The sequence below is a fragment of the Rhodococcus sp. 15-2388-1-1a genome (assembly GCF_002259145.1).
In the GTDB taxonomy this organism is placed as follows: Bacteria; Actinomycetota; Actinomycetes; order Mycobacteriales; family Mycobacteriaceae; genus Rhodococcoides.
The window spans coordinates 23,332-45,169 of record NZ_NPFP01000022.1 but is presented as its reverse complement, the minus strand read 5'-3'; the positions used below and the strand labels follow the sequence as shown (position 1 = coordinate 45,169).

23 protein-coding genes and 2 riboswitches are annotated in these 21,838 nt (G+C 65.4%); of the genes, 6 read left to right on the top strand and 17 right to left on the bottom strand.

What is annotated here, in order from left to right; translation table 11 throughout:
• Window positions 1-49: 49 nt before the first annotated feature.
• Complete coding sequence (locus CH302_RS30440; protein ID WP_037187459.1) at window positions 50-352, top strand: hypothetical protein; 303 nt, start codon at window positions 50-52, stop codon at window positions 350-352.
• A 12-nt stretch (window positions 353-364) separates the two neighbouring features.
• Here CH302_RS30440 and CH302_RS14790 read toward each other — a convergent pair whose 3' ends face one another.
• Both CH302_RS14790 and CH302_RS14785 read right to left on the bottom strand, forming a co-directional pair.
• A complete protein-coding gene (locus tag CH302_RS14790; RefSeq protein ID WP_037187457.1) occupies window positions 365-664 on the bottom strand; it encodes an ANTAR domain-containing protein in 300 nt (99 codons plus the stop codon).
• Window positions 665-754: 90 nt separating this feature from the next.
• Window positions 755-1,339, bottom strand: a complete 585-nt coding sequence (locus tag CH302_RS14785; RefSeq protein ID WP_037187456.1) for a helix-turn-helix domain-containing protein — start codon at window positions 1,337-1,339, stop codon at window positions 755-757.
• A 98-nt stretch (window positions 1,340-1,437) separates the two neighbouring features.
• Here CH302_RS14785 and CH302_RS14780 point away from each other — a divergent pair, with 98 nt between their 5' ends.
• Window positions 1,438-2,565 carry a hypothetical protein gene (locus CH302_RS14780; RefSeq protein ID WP_052047315.1) on the top strand — a complete coding sequence of 376 codons (1,128 nt, stop codon included), beginning with the start codon at window positions 1,438-1,440 and terminating at the stop codon, window positions 2,563-2,565.
• Here the strand turns inward: CH302_RS14780 and CH302_RS14775 are convergent.
• The 6 genes from CH302_RS14775 to metE form a co-directional block, all read right to left on the bottom strand.
• The gene (locus tag CH302_RS14775; RefSeq protein ID WP_037187454.1) at window positions 2,492-3,409 is read right to left on the bottom strand and encodes a pseudouridine synthase; all 918 of its coding nucleotides are present in this window, start codon (window positions 3,407-3,409) and stop codon (window positions 2,492-2,494) included. The two genes, CH302_RS14780 and CH302_RS14775, sit on opposite strands and share 74 nt — an antisense overlap.
• 89 nt (window positions 3,410-3,498) lie before the next feature.
• Complete coding sequence (locus CH302_RS14770; protein ID WP_037187452.1) at window positions 3,499-4,494, bottom strand: NADP-dependent oxidoreductase; 996 nt, start codon at window positions 4,492-4,494, stop codon at window positions 3,499-3,501.
• An 11-nt stretch (window positions 4,495-4,505) separates the two neighbouring features.
• Window positions 4,506-4,931: an organic hydroperoxide resistance protein gene (locus tag CH302_RS14765; protein WP_037187450.1), complete on the bottom strand. Its 426-nt coding sequence runs from the start codon at window positions 4,929-4,931 to the stop codon at window positions 4,506-4,508.
• Window positions 4,928-5,386, bottom strand: a complete 459-nt coding sequence (locus CH302_RS14760) for a MarR family winged helix-turn-helix transcriptional regulator (protein WP_037187447.1) — start codon at window positions 5,384-5,386, stop codon at window positions 4,928-4,930. The genes CH302_RS14765 and CH302_RS14760 overlap by 4 nt, the downstream gene beginning before the upstream one ends.
• A gap of 96 nt (window positions 5,387-5,482) precedes the next feature.
• Window positions 5,483-6,526 (bottom strand): ABC transporter substrate-binding protein, encoded by a 1,044-nt coding sequence (locus CH302_RS14755; RefSeq protein WP_037187445.1) that lies wholly within the window; start codon window positions 6,524-6,526, stop codon window positions 5,483-5,485.
• A gap of 107 nt (window positions 6,527-6,633) precedes the next feature.
• Complete coding sequence (gene metE / locus CH302_RS14750; protein WP_037187443.1) at window positions 6,634-8,889, bottom strand: 5-methyltetrahydropteroyltriglutamate--homocysteine S-methyltransferase; 2,256 nt, start codon at window positions 8,887-8,889, stop codon at window positions 6,634-6,636.
• A gap of 130 nt (window positions 8,890-9,019) precedes the next feature.
• Window positions 9,020-9,215, bottom strand: a riboswitch (cobalamin riboswitch).
• Between the two features lie 257 nt (window positions 9,216-9,472).
• Here metE and CH302_RS14745 point away from each other — a divergent pair.
• Entirely contained in the window at window positions 9,473-10,561 is a 1,089-nt protein-coding gene (locus CH302_RS14745; RefSeq protein ID WP_037188796.1) for a 3-deoxy-7-phosphoheptulonate synthase, read from the top strand.
• Between the two features lie 11 nt (window positions 10,562-10,572).
• On the opposite strand, the gene CH302_RS14740 is transcribed toward CH302_RS14745, so the two are convergent.
• Window positions 10,573-11,193 (bottom strand): alpha-ketoglutarate-dependent dioxygenase AlkB, encoded by a 621-nt coding sequence (locus CH302_RS14740; RefSeq protein ID WP_037187441.1) that lies wholly within the window; start codon window positions 11,191-11,193, stop codon window positions 10,573-10,575.
• A 59-nt stretch (window positions 11,194-11,252) separates the two neighbouring features.
• Between CH302_RS14740 and CH302_RS14735 the strand changes: the two genes are divergently transcribed.
• Window positions 11,253-11,678 carry a VOC family protein gene (locus tag CH302_RS14735; RefSeq protein ID WP_037187439.1) on the top strand — a complete coding sequence of 142 codons (426 nt, stop codon included), beginning with the start codon at window positions 11,253-11,255 and terminating at the stop codon, window positions 11,676-11,678.
• Here the strand turns inward: CH302_RS14735 and CH302_RS14730 are convergent.
• Together CH302_RS14730 and CH302_RS14725 are read right to left on the bottom strand one after the other, a co-directional pair.
• Entirely contained in the window at window positions 11,671-12,696 is a 1,026-nt protein-coding gene (locus CH302_RS14730) for an AraC family transcriptional regulator (protein ID WP_037187437.1), read from the bottom strand. The two genes, CH302_RS14735 and CH302_RS14730, sit on opposite strands and share 8 nt — an antisense overlap.
• Window positions 12,693-13,865 (bottom strand): pyridoxal phosphate-dependent aminotransferase, encoded by a 1,173-nt coding sequence (locus CH302_RS14725; RefSeq protein WP_037187434.1) that lies wholly within the window; start codon window positions 13,863-13,865, stop codon window positions 12,693-12,695. Before CH302_RS14725 ends, CH302_RS14730 begins: the two co-directional genes overlap by 4 nt.
• Window positions 13,866-13,927: 62 nt before the next feature.
• Between CH302_RS14725 and CH302_RS14720 the strand changes: the two genes are divergently transcribed.
• Entirely contained in the window at window positions 13,928-14,914 is a 987-nt protein-coding gene (locus tag CH302_RS14720) for an LLM class F420-dependent oxidoreductase (RefSeq protein WP_037187432.1), read from the top strand.
• Between the two features lie 16 nt (window positions 14,915-14,930).
• Here CH302_RS14720 and CH302_RS14715 read toward each other — a convergent pair whose 3' ends face one another.
• From CH302_RS14715 to CH302_RS14705, 3 genes are all read right to left on the bottom strand, one after another.
• Entirely contained in the window at window positions 14,931-15,599 is a 669-nt protein-coding gene (locus CH302_RS14715) for a DUF3239 domain-containing protein (RefSeq protein WP_037187429.1), read from the bottom strand.
• A 39-nt stretch (window positions 15,600-15,638) separates the two neighbouring features.
• Entirely contained in the window at window positions 15,639-17,294 is a 1,656-nt protein-coding gene (locus tag CH302_RS14710; protein ID WP_037187427.1) for a DNA repair helicase XPB, read from the bottom strand.
• Window positions 17,295-17,383: 89 nt separating this feature from the next.
• Complete coding sequence (locus CH302_RS14705; RefSeq protein ID WP_037187425.1) at window positions 17,384-19,675, bottom strand: helicase-associated domain-containing protein; 2,292 nt, start codon at window positions 19,673-19,675, stop codon at window positions 17,384-17,386.
• A 61-nt stretch (window positions 19,676-19,736) separates the two neighbouring features.
• On the opposite strand from CH302_RS14705, the gene CH302_RS14700 reads away from it, so the two are divergent.
• Window positions 19,737-19,925, top strand: a complete 189-nt coding sequence (locus CH302_RS14700; RefSeq protein WP_008719333.1) for a hypothetical protein — start codon at window positions 19,737-19,739, stop codon at window positions 19,923-19,925.
• Between the two features lie 77 nt (window positions 19,926-20,002).
• Here the strand turns inward: CH302_RS14700 and CH302_RS14695 are convergent, their stop codons facing one another.
• From CH302_RS14695 to CH302_RS14685, 3 genes are all read right to left on the bottom strand, one after another.
• The gene (locus tag CH302_RS14695; RefSeq protein ID WP_037187423.1) at window positions 20,003-20,614 is read right to left on the bottom strand and encodes a transglycosylase family protein; all 612 of its coding nucleotides are present in this window, start codon (window positions 20,612-20,614) and stop codon (window positions 20,003-20,005) included.
• A gap of 8 nt (window positions 20,615-20,622) precedes the next feature.
• Window positions 20,623-20,823: riboswitch (cyclic di-AMP (ydaO/yuaA leader) on the bottom strand.
• 276 nt (window positions 20,824-21,099) lie between these two features.
• A complete protein-coding gene (locus CH302_RS14690; RefSeq protein WP_037187421.1) occupies window positions 21,100-21,474 on the bottom strand; it encodes a YccF domain-containing protein in 375 nt (124 codons plus the stop codon).
• Between the two features lie 2 nt (window positions 21,475-21,476).
• Entirely contained in the window at window positions 21,477-21,695 is a 219-nt protein-coding gene (locus CH302_RS14685; protein ID WP_037188795.1) for a hypothetical protein, read from the bottom strand.
• Window positions 21,696-21,838: the final 143 nt, after the last annotated feature.

The window sequence follows — 21,838 nt, the reverse complement described above, 5'->3', positions numbered from 1 at the left end:
TAGAGTCGCGAAAGAAATTCCGGCCGACGATCGAGGGTGACGAGTCTTCATGGGCACAGCGAACGGCGCGCCGTCACCGGCTCCGCGAGACGACAACTATGCCGTCAACCTCGAGCAGGCGAGGGTGTTCGCGAGAGGACTCGCCGAACACATCGAGACATGTTCGGCATCCATCGAGCGGGCCCAATCCAAGGCATTTCGAGCTCGCGCGGATCGCGCCGAATCCAAGGCCCGAGCGTTCGAGTCCGAGGCGTCCACGCTTCGAACCGAGCTCTACGAAATGTACCGACACGTCGATGCGATGACGGCGCGCTTTCCGGAACTGCGCAGCGATCCATCCGTTCGCGGCTAGCTCTCGGCTGGATCAGACAGCTGCGGAATCGGTGACCAAGCCGAAGGTCGCCTCTGCGCCCCGACGGCCGAGCGCCGAGCCCCACACCTCGTACACCGCATCGGTGGCCGACGATCGCTCGATGTCGCGGCCCTCCGCGACGGTGATGAGCGTGCGTGAGAGCTCGAACAGACTGACCCGGTGATTTCGCGCGGTCGTGAACAGCTCGTCGATGGCGTCGGCGACGGATCCACCGTGGATCCCGATGAGCACTCCGGTTGCGATGTCCACGTGTGTGCGAGATGCAGGCGATTCGGGCAGTCTGTCGGTCATCTTTTTCCTCGAGATGTTGTGGTCGGTGCGGATGACCGAAGTGGATCCTGGCGTCGAGCGGGCTTCACTGTCTCACACGGACATGACATTTCATACCGTCGGTTTCGCCCGCACGTGCATACGCTCGCCCTGGGGTCCGAACAGGCTCAGAAGCTCGACGGGCCGGTTTCCGACGGCACCGAACCAGTGCGGCACACGAGTGTCGAATTCGGCTGCCTCACCGGCCTTCATCGTCAGATCGTGCTCGCCGAGAATGAGGCGAAGGGTGCCGTCCAGCACGTAGAGCCACTCGTACCCTTCGTGCGTTCTTGGGCGAGGCTCGGAGTCCTCGGGTCGGACCAGAAGTTTGTATGCCTGCAGGCCGCCAGGACGCAGCGTCAGGGGAAGGATCGTCACGTGCTCGCGAACGGTGGCCGTGGTGCGCACCCGAGGGTCCGCTACGGGCGGCGCAGTCACCAGATCGTCGAGTTTCATCTGATGGGCGCGAGCGATGGGCCAGAGCAACTCGAGGCTGGGCTTGCGGTCACCGGACTCGAGTCTCGACAGTGTGCTGATCGAAATTCCGGTGGTGTCGGACAGCGATGCCAGGGTGGTGTTCTTCTCCATCCTGATGCGCTTGAGGCGGGGACCGAGGCCTGCGATGACCTCGTCCAGACTCGTGTTCGATTCGTCCATGCCACTATTGCAGTTTCGGCAACCGAATTTGTCAACCCCGGAAACAATGACGTGCGAAAACCGCCCGTGAACGACGGCAGACGGCACATACTCGATCGATGACCGGTCGTTCGGGGACCACACATCGCCGAGGCATGATCCGCGATGCCTACGGAAGTCCCGCATCCGAGGCGTTCATGGTCGTCGCCATTGCGACGATTCTGATCACCAGGGCGTACCTGGAGTTGACCCACTACCCCCAGGTGGGTGGTAAGTCGCTCCACATCGCTCACGCCCTGTACGGCGGAGCGGCGATGATGTTCGCTCTGCTGATCGGGTGGATGTTCATCGGGTTCGGCGTTCGGGTGTTCACCGTGCTGCTCGGTGGGATCGGATTCGGGCTGTTCCTCGACGAAGTCGGCAAGTTCGTCACCAAGGACAACGACTACTTCTACGGACCCTCGTCGGAGATCATGTACGTCCTGGTGGTCCTGCTGTTGGTGTTCAGCAGGATCGTCCGGGAGTTCCGCCGCCCCTCGGTCGACGAATCGCTGGCCAACGCGGCTGCCATCGCCGCAGACGGCGTCGCGCACGGCCTCCCCGAGCATCGACGCGACTGGGCGCTACGGATGGTCACGCGGGCCGAGGCGGAGGGTGCCGACGCGGACACCGTCGCCGGAATCAGACTGCTGCTCGGTCGCTGTCGTCTGTCGACGTCGCGTACCCACTCACTGCGGAACGCTGTTCCCCGGCTGATTCCCGCCTTCTTCACCAGCGCCCGGTGGATTCCCGTCGTCGGCTGGGGGTTGGTTCTGATCTCCGGGGCCGGGGTGGTGTTCGGGATCGTCGAACTCGTCATCGGGGAGCTGCACATCGATCGGCGCGACCTGACGATCGACATCGACGGGATGGGGATCGCAAGCGGGATCCTGTTCGTCAGTGCCTGCCTCACCTTCGCCACGGCGCTACCGGCGATGCTGTGGTTGCGCACTCGGGGCCCGCTCTGGCCTCTGCGCACACTCCGCGTGTCCGCGTTGATATTCACTCTGCTCAACGCGCTCGTGGACTTCGCTCAGGAGGGATTCGCCGCGCTGGTGAACGTCGCGATCGGACTGTTCGCACTCGCAGTCATCTCACATCGCATCACGGTCCGTACCGCCGAGATAGCCGATATCACGGCCGAATCTGCTGTGAAGCAGGTGGATCCAGACTCCGATTGCTCTCGAACCGTCGAACCAGGCCGCTGAGCGGATCGACGAATTCGATCGAGCGTGCCAGCAAGCGGAGCGGGTCGGAGTAGTCGTCGTCGGCGACATCTCGGAACTCGGGGTAGAAATTGTCCCCGACGATCGGAATCCCTAACGAGCACAGGTGAACTCGAAGTTGATGAGTCTTGCCGGTTCGAGGATGCAATCGATACAGGCCGTGGGCTCCGAGCGTGTCCACGAGCTCGACGAGTGTCTCGGCGTTGGGCTCGCCGGGTACCTCGCGGGCCTGGAGAACGCCGCGCTCCTTGATGATTCGGCTGCGTACCGTCAACGGGAGTTCGAGGTCCCGGGCGAGTGGAGCGATCGCGTCGTACTGCTTGGTGATCGTGCGTTGAGCGAACAGCTCCTGGTACGGCCGGCGGGCCTGCTGTCGCACGGTGAACACCAGAACCCCGGCGGTGAGCCTGTCCAGACGGTGCGCCGGGCTGAGCTCGGGCAGGTCGAACCGGCGTCGGAGCAGGACGAGGGCAGACCGCGCGACGTAGGCACCGCGCGGAGTGGTGGCCAGAAAGTGCGGCTTGTCGACCACCAGTAGATTCTCGTCGCGATGCAGGACGTCGAGGGAGAACGGCACCGTCGGCTCCACCGGTGGGTCTCGGTAGAGGTAGATGTCCGCTCGCGGTCTCGCGACCGTCGTCGAATCGATGGGTGCGCCTACCGCGTCGACGATCTCGCCGCCGGCGACCTTCTCGGTCAGCCTGGCCGCGTCCTGGGGGAACCGGGCGCGCAGATAGTCGAGCACGGTGATGCCGCTCGACGTGTCGGGCATCCGTACCCGAGTGGGGTCGAGGCCGTCGCGCAACGGCAGGGGAGCGGCGGGCATGCATCGACTCTAATCGGTGGAACATGGAAACACCCCGGTCGGAATTCCCGACCGGGGTGTGGACTGCGGTAGAACCTTTCGGGTCCGACTCAGATGGTGACGACCATCTTGCCGGTGTTCTCGCCCTTCATGAGTCCGATGAACGCAGAGGGAGCGTTGTCGAGACCGTCGACGACTGTCTCGTCGAATTCGATTGCGCCGCTGTCCAACCACTGGGTCATCTTCGAGCGGAATTCCTCGGTGAGGTGCGCGTACGAACCGACGATGAATCCCTTGAGCGTCAGCTCCTTGCCGATGGCCAGAGCAAGATTGCGCGGTGCGGGCGTCGGCTCGGTGGAGTTGTACTGAGCGATGGCTCCACACATGGCAATTCGGCCGTACTTGTTCATCGAACCGATGGCGGCTTCGAGATGCTCGCCGCCGACGTTGTCGAAGTACACGTCGATGCCGTCCGGTGCCGCCTTGCGGAGCTGCTGGGCGACCGGGCCGTCGTGGTAATCGAATGCCGCGTCGAAACCGAGCTCGAGCAGGCGGGCGACCTTCGCCGGAGATCCGGCACTGCCGATGACCCGAGATGCGCCGAGCGCCTTGGCGATCTGTCCGACGAGCGACCCGACTGCGCCGGCAGCGCCGGACACGAACACGACGTCGCCCTCCTTGAACGAGGCGACCTCGGTGAGGCCTGCGTACGCCGTCGTGCCGGTCATTCCGAGCGCACTGAGGTATGCGGACGCCTTCGCGGCGGACAGGTCGACCTTGCTCGCACCCTTCGCCGGAACGACGGCGAGATCTCGCCAGCCCTTACCGTGCAGAACGGCGTCGCCGACGGCGAAACCCTCGGCCTTGGATTCGACGATCTCGCCGACGGCACCGCCGTCGAGCGGGGCGTCGATCTGGAACGGCGGGACGTACGACTTCACGTCGTTCATGCGACCACGCATGTACGGATCGACCGACATCACGATGTTGCGGACGAGGATCTGCCCGTCCGCGAGTTCGGGGAGTTCGACGACCTCCGCGCGAAAGTTGTCTTCGGTCGGCCAGCCTTCTGGGCGGGACGCGAGGTGAATTTCGTGTGCCTTCATGGTGTTTCCTCTTACTCGTCTTCGGTGACGGTGACGGTGACGTCGATGTTGCCGCGGGTGGCGTTGGAGTACGGGCAGACCTGGTGGGCCTTGTCGGCCAGGGCCTGCGCGTCCTCGCGGCTCAGGTTCGGCAGCGTCACCTCGAGGGTGACGGCGAGCTGGAAGCCGCCCGCGTCGTTGGGTCCGATGTCGACGCGAGCGCCGACGGCCGAATCGGTGACGTCGGCCTTGTCCTGGCGCGCCACCATCTGCAGTGCGGAGTGGAAGCAGGCGGCATAGCCGGCGGCGAAGAGCTGCTCGGGGTTGGTGCCGTTGCCGCTGCCGCCCATGGCCTCCGGGATGGCGAGGTCGAGATCGAGACGTCCGTCGGAGGTGCGGGCGTGGCCGTTGCGGCCCTCTCCGGTCGCGAGAGCTTCGGCGGTGTAGATGGTCTTCATGATTCTCCTTCTGTCGTGCGCGAATCGGTGTGATGCAGAGCGCTCGTCAATGCGTCGAGCGATTCCTTGAGCTTGACGAGATCGTCGATTCCCATGCCGGTCTTCTCGGCCAGCTTGCGTGGGAGGTCGAGTGCCTTCGCGCGCATGGCGCTACCGGTCTCGGTGAGGTGGATTTCGACGCGGCGTTCGTCGGTGCTCAGTCGTCGACGCTCGATGAATCCGAGACCTTCGAGCCGCTTGAGCATCGGCGACAGAGTGCCGGTGTCCAGGTCGAGTTCGGCGCAGATGTCCTTGACGCCGCGCCCGTCCTGTTCCCACAGCACCAGCAGTACGAGGTACTGCGGGTACGTGACCCCGAGCTCCTCGAGCATCGGGCGATACACCGCGGTGGTAGCCCGCGATGCGGAGTACAGCGCGAAGCACACCTGACGGTCGAGTGCGAGTTCGTTGGTCACTCCAAGAACTGTAGTGCACGGTTAAGTTGTGCGCAACCTATCTGGCGGATGTGAGCGAAACCTCGTGGTCTGCTTCGAGGTTCCACTCACCGGGCGTCAGCCCTGAAGGGCGTCTTTCAGGCCGTCGAGCACGATGGTTGCCGCCGTCGGGCCTGCGTTGAGGTACCACGGGTCGTCGTCGACGCGCACGATGTGGTTCTCGGTGGCCGCGCTCATTCCGGTCCACAGCGGATTGGTGGTGTACGACGCGGCGCTCGAATCGGCTTCGGCATCCTGGCTGGAGACGAACACCCAATCGGCGTTCGCGAGCTGGATCTCCTCCTCGCTGAAGTCCTGCGAGGTCTTGTCGAACTGCTGGCTTTCCGGTCGGGCCAGTCCGGCGTCCCAGGCGATGTATCCCGCAAACGACGGGATGCCGAACACGCGTGCGCGATCCGCCGTGAAGCGGACGAAGGAGACCGTGGGTGTGCCGCCACCGGCAACCGAATCGCCCAGTGCCGCAGCGTCGGACGTGAAGGTGTCGACGAAGGTCTGTGCCTGCTCGGTACGGCCCAACGCGTCGGCGAGAAGCAGGAAGTCCTGCTTCCAGTTCACTCCGGTGCCCTCGGTCAGTACGGTCGGCGCGATGGTCGACAGCGTCGAGTAGATGTCTTCGGAGCCTGCCTTGTTCGCCAGGATGAGGTCGGGTTCGATGGCGGCGATGGCCTCGATGTCGACTTCCTGCCGGTTGCCGACGTCGACGAACCGGTCCATCCGATCCGCGTACTGCGGGAACGAGAAGCTGATGTAGTCCGGGACCAGTGCGGCTCCGTCGCCGTAGGCGACTCCGGTGGGTACGACGCCCAGAGTGAGGGCCGCGTCGAGCTGGCCGGTGGCGATCACGACGATCTTCTTCGGTTCGGCGGGGATCTCGGTGGAGCCGCCGAAGTGGCCGACCGTGCGGGGGAACACTCCGTCCGCGGCACCCGAACCCATGCCGTCGGGGATGCCGGTCGGTCCCGGTGCGTCCGTCACGGCGTCGCCGGTGGTCGCTTCGGTGCTGGTGGAAGGCGTGGCCGTCTGCTCGGCGGTGCCGCCGCAGGCAACGGTGGTCAGTGCGGTGACCGCGGCGATCGTGGTGGCCAGCAGTAGACGTTTCACTTCGTTCTCTTTCACAGGGCGGGCGTAGGCAGGTAAGCCTAGCCTGTACCTCGCGAACGAGGTGAGCGGAACTTCGTAGCAGGGGCCGAAGTTCCGCTCACCCGGTGTCAGCGCAGCGCGGTCGCCGCCTGCACCATGTTCGTCAGTGACCGTTCCACCTCGGCCGGCCCGCGGGTCTTGAGTCCGCAGTCGGGATTGACCCAGAGTCGTTCGGCGGGAACGGCTTTCAGTGCAGCGCGCAGAGACTCGGTGATCTCCTCGACACTCGGTACCCGCGGTGAGTGGATGTCGTACACACCGGGGCCGACGCCGAGGTCGAAGCCGACGGAGTTCAGGTCGTCGAGCACCTCCATGTGCGAGCGAGCCGCCTCGATGGACGTCACGTCTGCGTCCAGGGCGACGATCGCGTCGATGATCTCACCGAACTCCGAGTAGCACAGATGCGTGTGAATCTGCGTGTCGTCGGCGACACCGGACGTCGAGATCTTGAACGATCGCACCGCCCATTCCAGATACGCCGCTGTATCTTTCGCACGCAGCGGTAGCAGCTCGCGTAGGGCAGGTTCGTCCACCTGGACGATGCGAATGCCCGCTGCCTCCAGATCGATCGTCTCGTCCCGGATCGCCAGGGCGATCTGGGACGCGGACTCGGCCAGCGGTCGATCGTCTCGGACGAACGACCACGCCAGAATCGTCACCGGGCCGGTCAGCATTCCCTTGACAGGCTTGTCGGTGAGCGACTGCGCATACTCCGACCACTTCACGGTCATGGGTTCGGGACGCGAGACGTCGCCGTACAGAATCGGCGGCCGAACACACCGAGTTCCGTACGACTGGACCCAGCCGTTGGACGTCGCTGCGAAGCCGCTGAGCTGTTCGGCGAAGTACTGCACCATGTCGTTTCGCTCGGGCTCACCGTGCACCAGCACGTCGAGTCCGATCTTCTCCTGCAGTGCAACGACATCGGCGATCTCCGACTGCATCCGGGATGCGTATTCGGCGTCGTCGATCGCACCTGTGCGCAGGGCTGCCCGAGCGAGTCGTATCTGCGTGGTCTGCGGATACGAACCGATGGTGGTCGTCGGCAACGACGGCAGGTCCAGCCGCTCGGCCTGTGCTCGACGACGCTCCTCGGCCGGGGTTCGGTCGACGGAGACACCCGCCTCCATGCGTGCTCGGATGACCGAGTCGTGCAGGCGCGGATCGGTGCGACGGCTATCGAGCGCGGTGCGGGCCCGCTCGAGCTCGGATGAGACCGATTCGGTCCCGTCTCGAAGCGCCCGGGCGAGGAGTGTCACCTCGGCAACCTTCTCGGCGCCGAACGCCAACCACGACCGGAGCGGATCGACGATGTCGGTCTCTCCGTCGAGGGTGTACGGAACATGCAGCAGCGAGCACGAACTCGACACTGCCAGGCTCTTCGCGCTGCCCAGCAGGCTCGCCGACGTTGCAAGTGCCCGGTCGAGATCCGTTCGCCAGATGTTGCGACCGTCCACGATGCCCGCGACGATGTGCTTGCCTGCCAGCGCAGGTACCACGGCAACCTGCTCGACGGTGCCCGGCACCGTCAGATCGATCGAGAATCCTTCGACTCCGGTCGATGCCAGCACGGGTAGCGCAGCGCCGAGGTCGCCGAAGTACGACGCCAGCAATATGGCAGGCCTCGTCGACACCGCACTCAGAAAGTCGTAGGCCTTCTTCGCGGCGTCGATCTCGCTCCGAGTGCGATCGGCCACGAGCGCAGGTTCGTCGATCTGGACCCACTCGGCTCCGGCATGGGCGAGTGTCGTCAGCAGCTCGCCGTACAGCGGCAGAATCTCGTCGAGGCGGTCCAGCAGAGGTGCGCCGCCGCCGACTGCCTTGGACAGGAGCAGGAACGTGATCGGTCCGATGATCACCGGTCGCGCCGAAATGCCCAGCGCAACAGCCTGCTTCAGATCGTCCACTACTTTCTCCGAGTGCAGGGAGAAGGTGGTGTCGGGGGAGATCTCCGGGACGAGATAGTGGTAGTTGGTGTCGAACCACTTGGTCATTTCGAGCGGTGCGACGGCGTCGGTCCCGCGTGCTGCCGCGAAATACCGGTCCAGTTCGGTGCCCAGTCCCATCACTCGCGGTGGCAGCGCTCCGAGTAGCACTGCGGTGTCGAGCATGTGGTCGTAGTACGAAAAAGTGTTCACCGGAACGGAATCGAGTCCGGCGGCTGCGAGTTCTCGCCAGGTGGTCTCGCGCAACGTCCGCGCCACGGATTCGAGTCCGACGGCGTCGAGCTTTCCGGCCCAATAGGATTCGACGGCTTTCTTGAGTTCTCGGTTCGGTCCGATACGGGCCGAGCCGAGAACGGTGGCAGTGAATTCGATACTCACGGTTGGTCTCCAGGTGACTGCTGCATCGACGGTGCACCGCCTTCTCGGACGCGCACATCCCGGAGAGCCCCACGAGCAGCCGTACCAGGGTTACGCGCCCATTCCACGAGGCGGTGAACCGCTGCGCACGGCGTGCGCAGCACAGACGGCAGGTATTCGGACTCGCGGGCGCGTGGACGAAGAGCCCACTCCTACTGGCCGTCGCTTCCCGAAGAGGCCTCTTCAGTGCTTGTGGTGACGGCGGTCGTTCCTGCATACCGCTGCGGGACAGTCCCGGATTCTCACCGGGTTCCCTCTCGCGATGCGCCGGAACTGCTGCGCATCGCTTCGACGCCGTGGCGAACTTCGGGGCTCCTCATGGACACCTGGCGAACCGACTGCAGGAACGAGCATAGATGCATCCGCGACGAATCTGCTACGGTGCTTTTCATGCAGCGCACGTATTTCTGGTTTAGCAGGCCGGCCCCGGGTGGGTCAGCCAGCGACGCCATGCGCTGACCCTCCACCCCACGAGCCGGATACAGACCGGCTCGAAGTGCGTGTGGAGCATGAGGAGCCGGCCTGGGAACAGGAAAGCCCTCTCATGACACTCTCTCTCGATACCCCACCTCTCGACGATCAGCGGACCATCAGCATCAGTCCGCTGGTTGCCCCGTCGGTGCTGCGCCGCGACCATGCAGTGGACGACGCGATCTCGGCCACCGTCAGAACCGGACGCGCCGGCGTGGTCGACGTGCTGGACGGTCGTGACGATCGACTGATCGTCGTCGTCGGCCCGTGCTCGGTGCACGACACCGACGCTGCACTCGACTACGCCCGACGCCTCGCGGCCAAGGCGTCCGAACTGGGCGATCGACTGCACATCGTCATGCGGGTCTACTTCGAGAAGCCGCGGACGACGCTCGGGTGGAAGGGCTTGATCAACGATCCGCACCTCGACGGTAGCTTCGACATCAATTCGGGCCTGCGCGTGGGACGTCAACTGCTGCTCGACATTTCCGCGCTCGGTCTACCGGTCGGGTGCGAGTTCCTCGACCCGATCACCCCGCAGTACATCGCAGACCTGGTCAGCTACGGCGCAATCGGTGCGCGAACGGCGGCGAGTCAGGTGCACCGCCAGCTGTGCAGTGCGTTGTCGATGCCGGTGGGGATCAAGAACTCCACCGAGGGCGACATCCAGGTCGCGGTCGACGGCACCCGCGCTGCCGCCGCGAGCCACGTCTTCCCCGGCACCGATCTCGACGGTCAGGCGGCTCTGATCCGTACCGTCGGAAACCCGGATTGCCACGTCATTCTGCGCGGCGGCGTCGACGGTCCGAACTACGACGCCGAATCGGTCTCCGATACCGTTGCGCGACTGCGAAAGTCGGGCCTACCGGAGAGAGTCGTCATCGACGCCAGCCACGGCAACAGCCGCAAGGACCACAACAAGCAGGTCGACGTGGTCACCGACGTGGCAGCGCGGGTCGCGGCAGGCGAACACGGCATCGTCGGTCTGATGCTCGAGAGCTTCCTGGTCGCGGGGCGTCAGGATCTCGAACTCGGCCGCCGTGACGATCTGGTGTACGGGCAGTCGATCACCGATGCCTGCCTCGACTGGGACACCACGGCAACGCAATTGGACGCACTTGCGGCAGCGGTCGAGGAGCGTCGAAACCCGACCGCGCGTTGACGCGTCGTGTGTCAGCGAACCCCGCGGGGTCGGAACTGCACGCTGATGCGTGGGCCGGTCGCGCGGGTGGACTTGGGTACGGCATGCTCCCAGGTCCGCTGACACGAGCCGCCCATCACCACCAGGTCGCCGTGCCCGAGCGTGAACTTCAGCGAGGTTCCGCCGCCGCGCGGTCGGAGCATGAGTTGTCGTGTGGCGCCGAGCGATACGATCGCAACCATCGTGTCCTCGGTGGCGCTGCGGCCGATGTTGTCGCCGTGCCAGGCGACGCTGTCCGATCCGTCGCGGTAGTAGCACAATCCGGCGGTGGCGAACGATTCACCGAGTTCGGCGCGGTAGTGCTCGTCGAGGGCGTCGCGCGCGTCGTACAGTGCGGCGTCGGGCCACCGCTCGCGCTCGGCGTAGAACCGAACCAGGCGCGGCACGTCGACCACGCGGTCGTACATCTGCCTGCGCTCGGCCCGCCAGTCGACGGCGTCCACCAGCGAATCGAACAGGTGGGTATCGGCCAACCAGCCCGGGCGAACGTCCACCCACGCCCCGAGTGTCAGTTCGCGACGGGTGACGGACTCGAGCGACCCGACGCCACCGTCGGCGTCACCGAACAACGAGCCCTGCATGGCGAGCGACATGACCGCCACTGTATCGAACGTGTGTTCCCATTTCCAGCGAACGGCGGTAGCGTGCCGTCATGGGATATCGATTTCAGGTCGTCGTCGACAGTGCGAACCCGCATGCGCTGGCGAAATGGTGGGCGCAGACTCTGGGCTGGCAGGTCGAACCCAGCAACGAGGACTTCATCCGTGAGATGGTCGCTGCCGGCCATGCCCGCGAAGAGGACACGATCACGTTCGAGGGCGTTCTGGTGTGGCAGGCGGGCGCGGCGATCGTCGATCCCGAGTCACCCGGCAGCCCACGGGTGCTGTTCCAGTCGGTGGCCGAGCCGAAATCGGTGAAGAATCGGTTGCACCTCGACATCCGCGTCGGCGACGAGCGTGAATCGGTGGTCACGCAACTGGAAGCACGGGGTGCGTCGGTGCTGCATCGAGGACATCAGGGCCCCAGTGTCTGGATCACGATGACCGATCCCGAGGGCAACGAGTTCTGCGTCAGCTGAGACGATATGCGCCGGGGGTCTGACCGGTCCAACGCTTGAAGGCTCGGCGGAACGCGCTGGGCTCGGAGAAGCCCAACCGGGCAGAGATGTCGTCGACGCTGTCTCCGCGGCTGAGCCCGGAGATGGCTGCGTCGCGCAGCACCTCTTCGCGCAGTTGGTTGATGGAGGTGCCCTCCTGCCGAAGGATTCGTCGCAGGTGCGGTGGGCTGATGTTCAGCATTGCCGCGATCTCGTCGGTTCCCGGTGCGCCACCTTTGAATCCGGTTTCCAGGGCGCGGCGAACCTGGCTCGACGCAGTGCTGTCGTAATCCCGGGACGAGAACAGCAGATTGGGCGACTCCGCGAGATACTCCGCCAGACTCGCCTCGGTCTGCACGATCGGTGCCCGCATCACCGCGCTGTCGAATTCCAGTGTGGCGAGCTCGGTTCCGAACTCCACGTGGGTTCCGAAGATGGCGTCGTACATCTTTCCCGCCTCGGGTCCCGGCAGCGCGTAGGGCAGTTGCACCGACAGAAGCTTGACCCGGCTACCGATGAGCCACGCCGCGAATCGGTGCAACAGAATCAACAGGAAGTCGGTCAGCAGTCGCTCGGCGAGCTGGTTGCCTTCCGGGCTCAGATGGGTGGTGGGGGTGACGTGCACGGTCAAGACCGTGGATTCTTCGGTTCGATCGATCGTCATGGGGCGCACCGGTATCAGTACCCGCATGGTCTCGGACATTCGAATCAGTGCAGCCCACAGGTTCTCGGTGTGTATGAGTGTCTGGCACACCACGCGAAAGCTCCCGCGGCGCACCGGTACTGCGGCGAGACCGAACAGTTCGTCGCCGGTCATCGTCCAGACGGCCTGGGTGAACGCGGTGACCTGCCGAGTGGTCAGACGCTCCGTCGGATTGTCGAGGATGGTGGCTCCGATGCCGGCCATCGACAGTGGGTAGGTCAGGTCCACTCCGCTCTTCGTCGCGAGGTCGACGGCCTGCCTCACGAAGTACGCCGGGATCGTCGGTTGCGGAGTCACAACTTCCGTAGCCTCTCGGCCGCGTCGGCGAGTACCTCGTCCTGTTTGCAGAAAGCAAAGCGCACCAACGATTTCCAGGGAGCGGGCTCGTCCACGAACGCCGTGACCGGAACGGCGGCGACGCCCACCAGATCCGGTAGGGCACGGCAGAACTCGTAGGCGTCACCATGCCCGATCGGTGCGATGTCGGCACAGACGAAATACGTTCCCGCGCTGTACTTCACATCCGCTCCCGCGGCGGCGAGAGCGTCCGAGAGCGTGTCTCGTTTGCGTTGCAGGCCGTCGCGCATCGCCGATATCCACGCCTGCTCGTGCTCCAATGCGTAGGCCACGGCCGGCTGGAACGGAGTGCCGCCCACGAAGCTCATGAACTGTTTGGCGGCGCGGACGGCGTCGATCAATCGGGAAGGGCCGAGCGCCCAGCCCGTCTTCCATCCGGTGGCATTGAAGGTCTTCGCGGCACTCGACACGGTGACGGTGCGCTCGAACATTCCGGGCAGTGTCGCGATCGGGGTGTGCACGCGGCCGTCGAAGACGAGGTGCTCGTAGACCTCGTCGGTGAGGACCAACAGATCGTGTGCCACCGCGATGTCGGCGATGCGGATCATGGTGTCGCGGTCGAAGACCGTGCCGGTGGGGTTGTGCGGGGAATTGACGATCAGCATGCGTGTTCGGGGCCCGACGGCGCGTTCGAGGGCGTCGGTGTCGACGGTCCACCCGTTGCCGTCGGCGACGAGCGACACGGCGGTCCTGGTGGCACCGGCCAGAGCGATGGCGGCCGCGTAGGAGTCGTAGAACGGCTCGATCAACAGGACGTCGTCGCCTGGCTCGATCAGACCGAGGAGGGACGCCGAGATCGCCTCGGTGGCACCGACGGTAACGAGTATCTGAGAATCGGGGTCGTAGCTCTGACCGAATCTGGCCGCCCTGTCGTCGGCGATGGCAGCGCGCAGCACCGGCATGCCGGGGCCGGGGGAGTACTGGTTGAGGCCGCTGGCGATGGCCTCACGCGCGGCCTCGAGCATGGCCGGTGGGCCGTCGGTGTCGGGGAAGCCCTGCCCGAGGTTGACGGCATTCTTCTCGACGGCGAGAGCGGTCATCTCGGCGAAGATCGTCGATGCGAACGGGCGCAACCGTGCCACTGTGCGCGAGGGGAACAACTCGGACATTCCTGCAGCGTAGTTCACAGACCGGAACCGGTCCTTCGCCCTGCGTCTGTACTGTGCCTGTCATGCGATTCGGATTGTTCGTGCCACAGGGGTGGCGTCTCGATCTCGTCGGTATCGACCCTGCCCGGCACTGGAGTGCGATGCGCGATCACGCGCTCGCCGCCGAGGCCGGTCCGTGGGAATCTCTGTGGGTCTACGACCACTTCCACACCGTTCCGACCGCGACCGACGAGGCGACGCACGAGGCCTGGTCGCTGATGTCCGCCTTGGCCGCATCCACGTCACGCATCAGGCTGGGACAGATGTGCACGGCGATGGCGTACCGCAACCCGGCCTACCTCGCCAAAGTTGCTGCCACCGTCGACATCATCTCCGGCGGCCGCGTCGAGATGGGCATCGGAGGCGGCTGGCACGAGCACGAGTTCCGCGCCTACGGCTACGGGTTCCCCTCTGCCGGAGAACGATTGGGCAGGCTCGACGAGGGTGTGCAGATCTTCAAGCAGGCATGGACGGCCGGAGAGGTGTTCCTCGACGGCAAGTACTACGAGATCGACGGTGCCGTGGTGCGACCCCTACCGTTGCAGGAGGGAGGCATTCCGCTGTGGATCGCGGGCGGCGGCGAGAAGGTGACTCTGAAGATCGCCGCGAAGTACGCGAACTACACCAACTTCGACGGAACCCCCACCGGATTCGCCACGAAATCTGCTCTGCTGCGCGAGCATTGCGCGACCGTGGGTACCGATTTCGATGCCATCGTCCGTTCGGCGAACTACAACGTCGCCATCGGCGCGACCGAGGCCGAGGTGGAAGACAGACTGCGCGCCCTCGAAGCTCGCCTGACCGAGTACGTGGGTGCCGAGAAGGCGCACAGCGCACTCGATGCGTACCGCGGCATGCCCGCAGTGGGAACTCCTGAGCAGATCGTCGAAAACCTGACGGCGCTGCAGGACCGAGGGATGACGTACGGCATCTTCTATTTCCCCGAAGCGGCCTACGACCGCTCCGGCATCGAACTCTTCGAGCGGGAAGTGATCGCCGCACTGGCTTAGGTCGTTGCTGCAGGCTCTAGCGCAGGTCGTCGGGAAGATCCGCAGGATCGATGAGCAACTGTTGGTTCTTGGCCGTGCGGACCTTCTCCGACAGGCCGATGTTGGCGTGCAGCAACGCCCACTCACCCTCGGTGATCTCCTCGACGGCGCGTGTGATGACTGCCGGATCGGTGGTTCCCCATGCGATGGGCATCGCCGAGGCCAACTGCCACGTTCGACCGCCGGTGTTTCGGCCACGGTCCGCGAGAACCGACACCGCGGGCACCTGTGCGCCCCGCTCGACGGCGTGTCCGGGAAGCGACCGCACGACGCGGGTGATCAACACGAAGTGCGGCTCGTCGACCTCCGGCTTCGCGATATCGACCAGGGCCAGCAGTATTGCTCCACTCGGTAGCTTCTCGGCCACCACCGCCGGCACCAGATCGCCTGCAGCATATTGCGATTCGATGGAACCCATCTTTCGGGGCGCCCACAGCATCACCCAGAGCGAGGTGGCCGCGCCGATCAGGAACACCACGCCGAGGATGTACGACCACGGGGCCGCGATCCAGATGAACCACGCTCCCAGCGCGATCAGGAACACCGCGGTGAGAGCTGCGGATGCCCGCAACCGGCGAAGCTCGGTGAACGTCTCGTTGACCGACTTCGCGTGGGCTACGTCTACAGGGAACTCGAACTTGCGCACACAGGTATTCCTAGCACGGCACCGAGCCGACCCGAAGTCTCAGATCGCCGGACCGAGCAGATCGTCCGCGTCGGTGATGCGGTAGGCGTAGCCCTGTTCGGCGAGGAAACGCTGACGGTGGGCTGCGTACTCGGCATCGAGGGTGTCGCGGGAGACCACCGAGTAGAAGTGTGCCTGACCGCCGTCGTGCTTCGGTCGGAGCAGACGGCCGAGGCGCTGAGCCTCTTCCTGCCTGGAGCCGAACGTTCCCGAAACCTGCACTGCAACGGAGGCTTCCGGAAGGTCGATCGAGAAGTTCGCCACCTTGCTCACCACGAGCGTCTGGATCTCGCCCTTGCGGAACGCGTCGAACAGCACTTCACGTTCCTTGTTCTTGGTCGAGCCCTGAATGACCGGAGCGTTCAGCGCTTCACCGAGCTCGTTCAGCTGGTCGAGGTACGCACCGATGACCAACGTCGGAGCGTCCTGGTGTTTGGCGAGAATCGACTTCACGACGGCGATCTTCGTGTGCGCCGTCGAACACAGCTTGTAGCGCTCCTCGGGCTCGGCGACCGCGTACGACATGCGCTCGGCATCGGTGAGGGTGACGCGAACCTCGATGCACTCGGCCGGGGCGATCCAGCCCTGTGCCTCGATGTCCTTCCACGGCGCGTCGTAGCGCTTGGGCCCGATCAGCGAGAAGACGTCGCCCTCGCGGCCGTCCTCGCGGACGAGCGTCGCGGTGAGGCCGAGGCGTCGACGCGACTGCAGATCGGCCGTCATCCGGAACACCGGCGCGGGGAGCAGATGCACCTCGTCGTAGATCACCAATCCCCAGTCGCGGGAATCGAAGAGCTCGAGGTGCTTGTACTCACCCTTGGTACGACGCGTGATCACCTGATACGTGGCTATTGTCACAGGGCGAATCTCTTTGCGCTCTCCCGAATACTCGCCGATCTCCTCCTCGGTGAGCGAGGTGCGTGCGATGAGTTCGCGTTTCCACTGCCGACCGGCGACGGTGTTGGTGACCAGAATCAGCGTGGTCGCCTTGGCTCTGGCCATCGCTGCTGCGCCGACCATCGTCTTGCCCGCGCCACAGGGCAGTACGACGACGCCCGAGCCGCCGGCCCAGAACGAATCGGCCGCCATCTCCTGGTAGTCACGCAGCGTCCAGTTGCCGCCCTCGGTGTCGAGCTCGATGGGGTGGGCTTCTCCGTCGACGTAGCCGGCGAGGTCCTCGGCAGGCCAGCCGATCTTGAGCAACATCTGCTTCACGTGGCCGCGTTCGCTCGGATGCACGATCACCGTGTCCTCGTCGACCATCGCGCCGAGCATGGGCGCAATCTTCTTGTGGCGCATCACCTCTGTGAGCACTGCGCGGTCGAGGCTGATCAGGACCAGACCGTGTATCGGGCTCTTGACCAACTGCAACCGGCCGTAGCGCGCCATGGTGTCGACGATGTCGACCAGCAGCGGTTGCGGTACCGCGTAACGCGAGAAGTTCACCAGCGCGTCGACCACCTGCTCGGCGTCGTGGCCTGCGGCACGTGCGTTCCACAGTGCCAGCGGGGTGATGCGATAGGTGTGCACGTGCTCGGGGGCACGTTCGAGCTCCGCGAACGGTGCGATGGCCGCCCGCGCTGCACCCGCGAGTTCGTGATCGACCTCGAGCAACAGCGTTTTGTCGGACTGGACGATCAGCGGGCCGTCGGTCACGGGTTCCTCCTAGAGACATCTGCTGCGCCCGAAAGAGCGCAACTTCTCCATTGTCCACAGGTAGGGGCGTGCGTGCACGTGAGCCCGGTCTACTCGACCAACGCGACCGAGGTGATCCGGTGCAGCGTGAAGCGCCGAACCCCACCGGTGGCGGGGTCGAACGCGTCGAGTTGGCCGCCGCCGATGCTGATCGGATCGACGATGCGATGGGTCGCCACGCCCTGGGCATCGACGTAGCCGATGCTCACGCTCCGTTTGACCTTCGCCGCGGTCTGCAGCAGCGTCATCGTCGCGGTGCTGCTGGCCCGAGATCCGTCGGCCCGCACCACTGCGCCGCCGTTGCCTGCTGCTCTGTCGGCAGCGCGCATCCCGCGCACCAACGAACCCAGCTGTTCCTCGGTGGGGACGGCCGGAGTGCGGAACGCCTGGCGTGGCCGCCTCGCCGATACCCGCGACCCGCGGGATCGCAGATCGACGATGGTGCCGGACGAGTCCTCGCCCGCAGGCGCAAACCCGGCTCCGGCCAGGACCGTGAGCACTTCGGCGAGCGGGGCCTGGGAGATCGCGACGGTCGGAGCCAGCGCTCTCAGGACCAGCGATTCGGCCGCCGGGGACGACATCACCTCGGCCAGCAATGCCGGATCCTCGCATCGAACGAACGACGCGGCGACGCCTGCTCGTAGCCGGCCGTGCCGACGAGCCACGTCGTCGATCAGATAGGTCAAGGCCTGGGGCACCGGCGTGCGCGAGTGGGTGGCGAACAACGTGTGCAGCTCGGAGGCGCTCAGTCCCACATCGAGAGCGCGGCGCAGGCTGGTGTCGCTGATCCGGTACATCGTGGCTGCGCCCGCGGATTCCACATCGGCGACCAGTTCGATTCGATCCTGCAGGTCCGGCTCGAGCGGGCCGGGTGCCACCAGCGTGAGATCGGCTTGCACCAGGACGTAGTCGATGGGCTCGGGCAGGGCCGCACGCATGTCGGCCTCGGCATTGCCGTCGTGCAGCAGGGAGCGGCCCGGGGTCGAGATCGCCCCACGGGCGACGATGCCGAGAGCCGTTGCCTCGGCGAGGACATGTCCGACGGGCGTGACGCCGAAGCGCCCCGACCACCGGGGTCGACGCCACGCCAGGGTGCGGGCGAGGTCGGCGGGCTGCGCTGCGTGCCCACTGCCGAGTTCGGCGAGCAATTCCAGGATCATGCGTCGATCCCGCGGTGCGGCAGGAGAGCGGACTTCCTCGGACAGGGCGGCGATGGGCTTGTCGTTGGGGTCACGCATCCCGATGACCCACGGTGCCCGCGGCACTTCGAGCCAAGCGGAGGCGAGGGTGTGCCAGCGGGCCGCCGGGGCTGCGGTGAGCCATGCGTCGACGGCAGGGGTCGGCGCCCAGTAGTCGTCGCCGTTGTCGGACGCAGGAACCGGGTCCGGTGTTCCGCTCGAGATGAGATGGGCGGCCGCCAGCAACTCGACGAGGACACTCACTCGGTCGTCGTCGAGGCCGGTTGCCTTGCTGATCTTGCGGAGCTCGCGCACTCCGAGGCCGCCGGCCTTGAGAGCGGGTGCAGGAGAAGCGGACAGTGCCTCGATCACTGCGACGCAGTGCCGACCCAGCTCGAGTGCCTCTCCTGCGGCAGCGGCGTCGACATCGGCGAGCGAATACGTGCCGGTGGCGAGCTTGGGTTCGGCGAGCGAGCGTGGGTCCGACATCGGTTCGCCGCGCAGGATCTGCCCGACCTGGACGGGAAGCTCGACGGTTTGCTCGTCCAACCAGATCAGTAGGCCTGCGGCGAGCAGCTTCTGGACGGGTCGATCCGGCGGCGTGCCCGGTGCGGCGTCGCGGGTACGGCCGGTCGGGGACGATCTGGCGAGGGTCTCGAGAAGACTGCGTTCGCCGTCACCGAGTTCGGCGAGGGCCGCGGTGATGTGTGATTCGGTGAGGTTGTCCACCGGGTCGAGAGCGCGGCCGATGCGCCACGGCACCGCGTCCGCCGCTGTGGCGCCGATCCGGAAACCGGCTGCGTCGCCCCACACCAGCAGGCGTTCGCGCAGCTGGGCCAGTGCCTTGTCCACGCTCTTGGCCGGTGCGCGTTTGGCGACCACGGCCAGCAGCGCGGCGCGGGTGACGGGCCGCTCGTACGCCTCTTCGACGGCGAGGATCTCGAGCACCGTCAGGGCCAGGGTGTCGAGGGTGTCCGCGGTGTGCAGGATCGACCGGCGCTGCTCGGCCCGACCGGCCAGCACGGCCAGGGATGCGGGCGGCGGCGCGGTCAGATCCGGACGCAGCGACATGGCCCTGATCAGCTCGGCGTCGCTGCGAGCTGCGATCCACTGAGGCAGATCCGGGGGCGTGTCGGTGTGTCGGTGCGCAGTCGTGTCGGTCATCGTCTATCAGATTAGAGACCTGGGCTGGTGCTTGCCGCAGGGCAGGTGTCAAAATAGGCGCATGGTGAACAAGTCGAAGAAGCCCTATGTCGATCCAGGCTGGCCGGAAACCGCTCGCGGTGACCACGCGGTGACCGAACTCTCGTCCGCTCGCTCGGGTGGCTTGTCACCCTTCGGCGAAGACACGGAGTTCCCGCTGCCGGTCGAAGACCTCCCCTATGCCCATCCGGTGACCGTGGTCAATCGTTAGCTGCGGCACTCGAGCACGAAAAAGCCCCCGACATCCGTCGGGGGCTTTTTTCGTACGAGCTGAACCGTCGCGGGCGCTTACTGAGGCAGGAATGCCTTGTTGGCCTGGTAGAAGTTCACGATCTGCGGATCGAGCTGGATGCCCTGGGCCGCGTTCTGCACGAACGAGGCGATCTGCGGATCGTTGGTGATGTTCTGGACGGCGGTGACGATGCCCTCGACGACCTCGGCCGAGTTGTCGACTGCCGGGATGGACGTCAGGTCGGGCAGTGCGGGAACTTCCGGTGCCTTGGGGGTGACCGGAACGCTGCGCTCGGTGGGCGCGCTGCTCAGTCCGAGGCTCGAGGAGCAGGACGGCCATGCGCCCCAGCCCTGCGAGTCGAGGACCTTCTCTGCGACTGCGATCTGCTCTTCGCGGCTGGCCTGGTTGGCCGTGGCCGCGTACTGCTGGCCGCCGTGTGCGTTCCAGGTGCTGGGGGAGAACTGCAACCCGCCCTGGAATCCGTTACCGGTGTTGATGCCCCAGTTGCCGCCGGCCTCACACTGTGCCAGTCGGTCCCAGTCGGAATCCGGTGCCGCGTTGGCGGTGCCGGTGAAGGCGATGCTTGCGGTGCCCATGATGGCTCCGGTGACAGCGACCTTTGCGACGGTCTTGCCAGTGGTGCTCGGCTTGCGATGACGTCCGCTCATACGAGTTGAAATCCTCTCCACACGCGCCTGCGAGGTCAGCTGTCGGGTTCGGGCTGAGAGGTAGCCCGGCCTTTTCGCTCACTCCTGCGAGTGGGCAATTGGGCTTCACCCCAAGGGAAGTCGGTGCGACTTCGTGAGTCGCTACAACTTCCCGGTTGTCCGTGGAGGACGTGGGTCCCCCGTCCTCGTCCCCTGGGTGATCGTCGAGGGTGTTCCGGTTCCCGCGGGACGAGGTTTGGCGCTGCGGGTCGGAATTCGGCCGAACTTTCCGGCCGCTGCTGACCGTACTGAAATTCCCGCCTTACGTCACTATTTGGTAACTGTCGATTTCGAGGTGTCGTCGAGAGCGCATTTCGTACCCCTTTCGGGTCTCTCGAGTCGGCCCAGCTAGTGGACGTGCCGGGCATTGAACCCCTGTCCGTTGCCTACCCGTTACCGGAGCGTGATGTGATGGAAGTCACATCGACCGGAAGCGGTTCGGAAGGTCACCGAACGGCAACGATGTCCTTGCCGAGGGGCATCAGGGATACGGGAATCATCTTCAGGTTCGCGATCGCCAACGGGATGCCGATGATGGTGATCGCCATCGCGACGGCGGTGACCACATGAGTCAGTGCCAACCACCACCCGGCGAGGATCAGCCAGAGCACGTTCCCGACGAGCGCGCCGGACCCGGATCCCGGCTTGTCGACGATCGTCGACCCGAACGGCCACAGCGCGTAGACGCCGATGCGGAACGACGCGATGCCGAACGGAATGGTCACGATCAGGATGCACAGCAGCAGTCCGGCGAGGAAGTAGCCCAGCGCCAGCCACAGGCCGCCGAACACCAGCCAGATGACGTTCAGTATCAACCGCATGGTCAGCGCGCCCTTCGTCCGGATGCCAGCGCGTACACCAGGGCCAACACGAAGCCGGTCGGCGCGGAGAACATGGCCGTCAGGTACAGCCCCAGTGGGGGCTTGGCGTCGGAAAAGATCGGAAACATGAGGATCGCGACGATGGCGACGAGGCCGATCGCGAACAGGGCCAGCGCGATGCGCAGCAGAGCGGTGCTGCTCTTACGGGTCGTTGTGTCCACGTACACCACGGTAGTGCGAAACGGGGCACTGTGAAGAGCGCGGTGCAGGGAACAACTCGAATGCTCTATCCGGGATCACCGCGCTAGACTGACGTATTCGCGTCCTACGTTCTCGTGGGGCGCGAAACTCGTGCGGGCCGAAC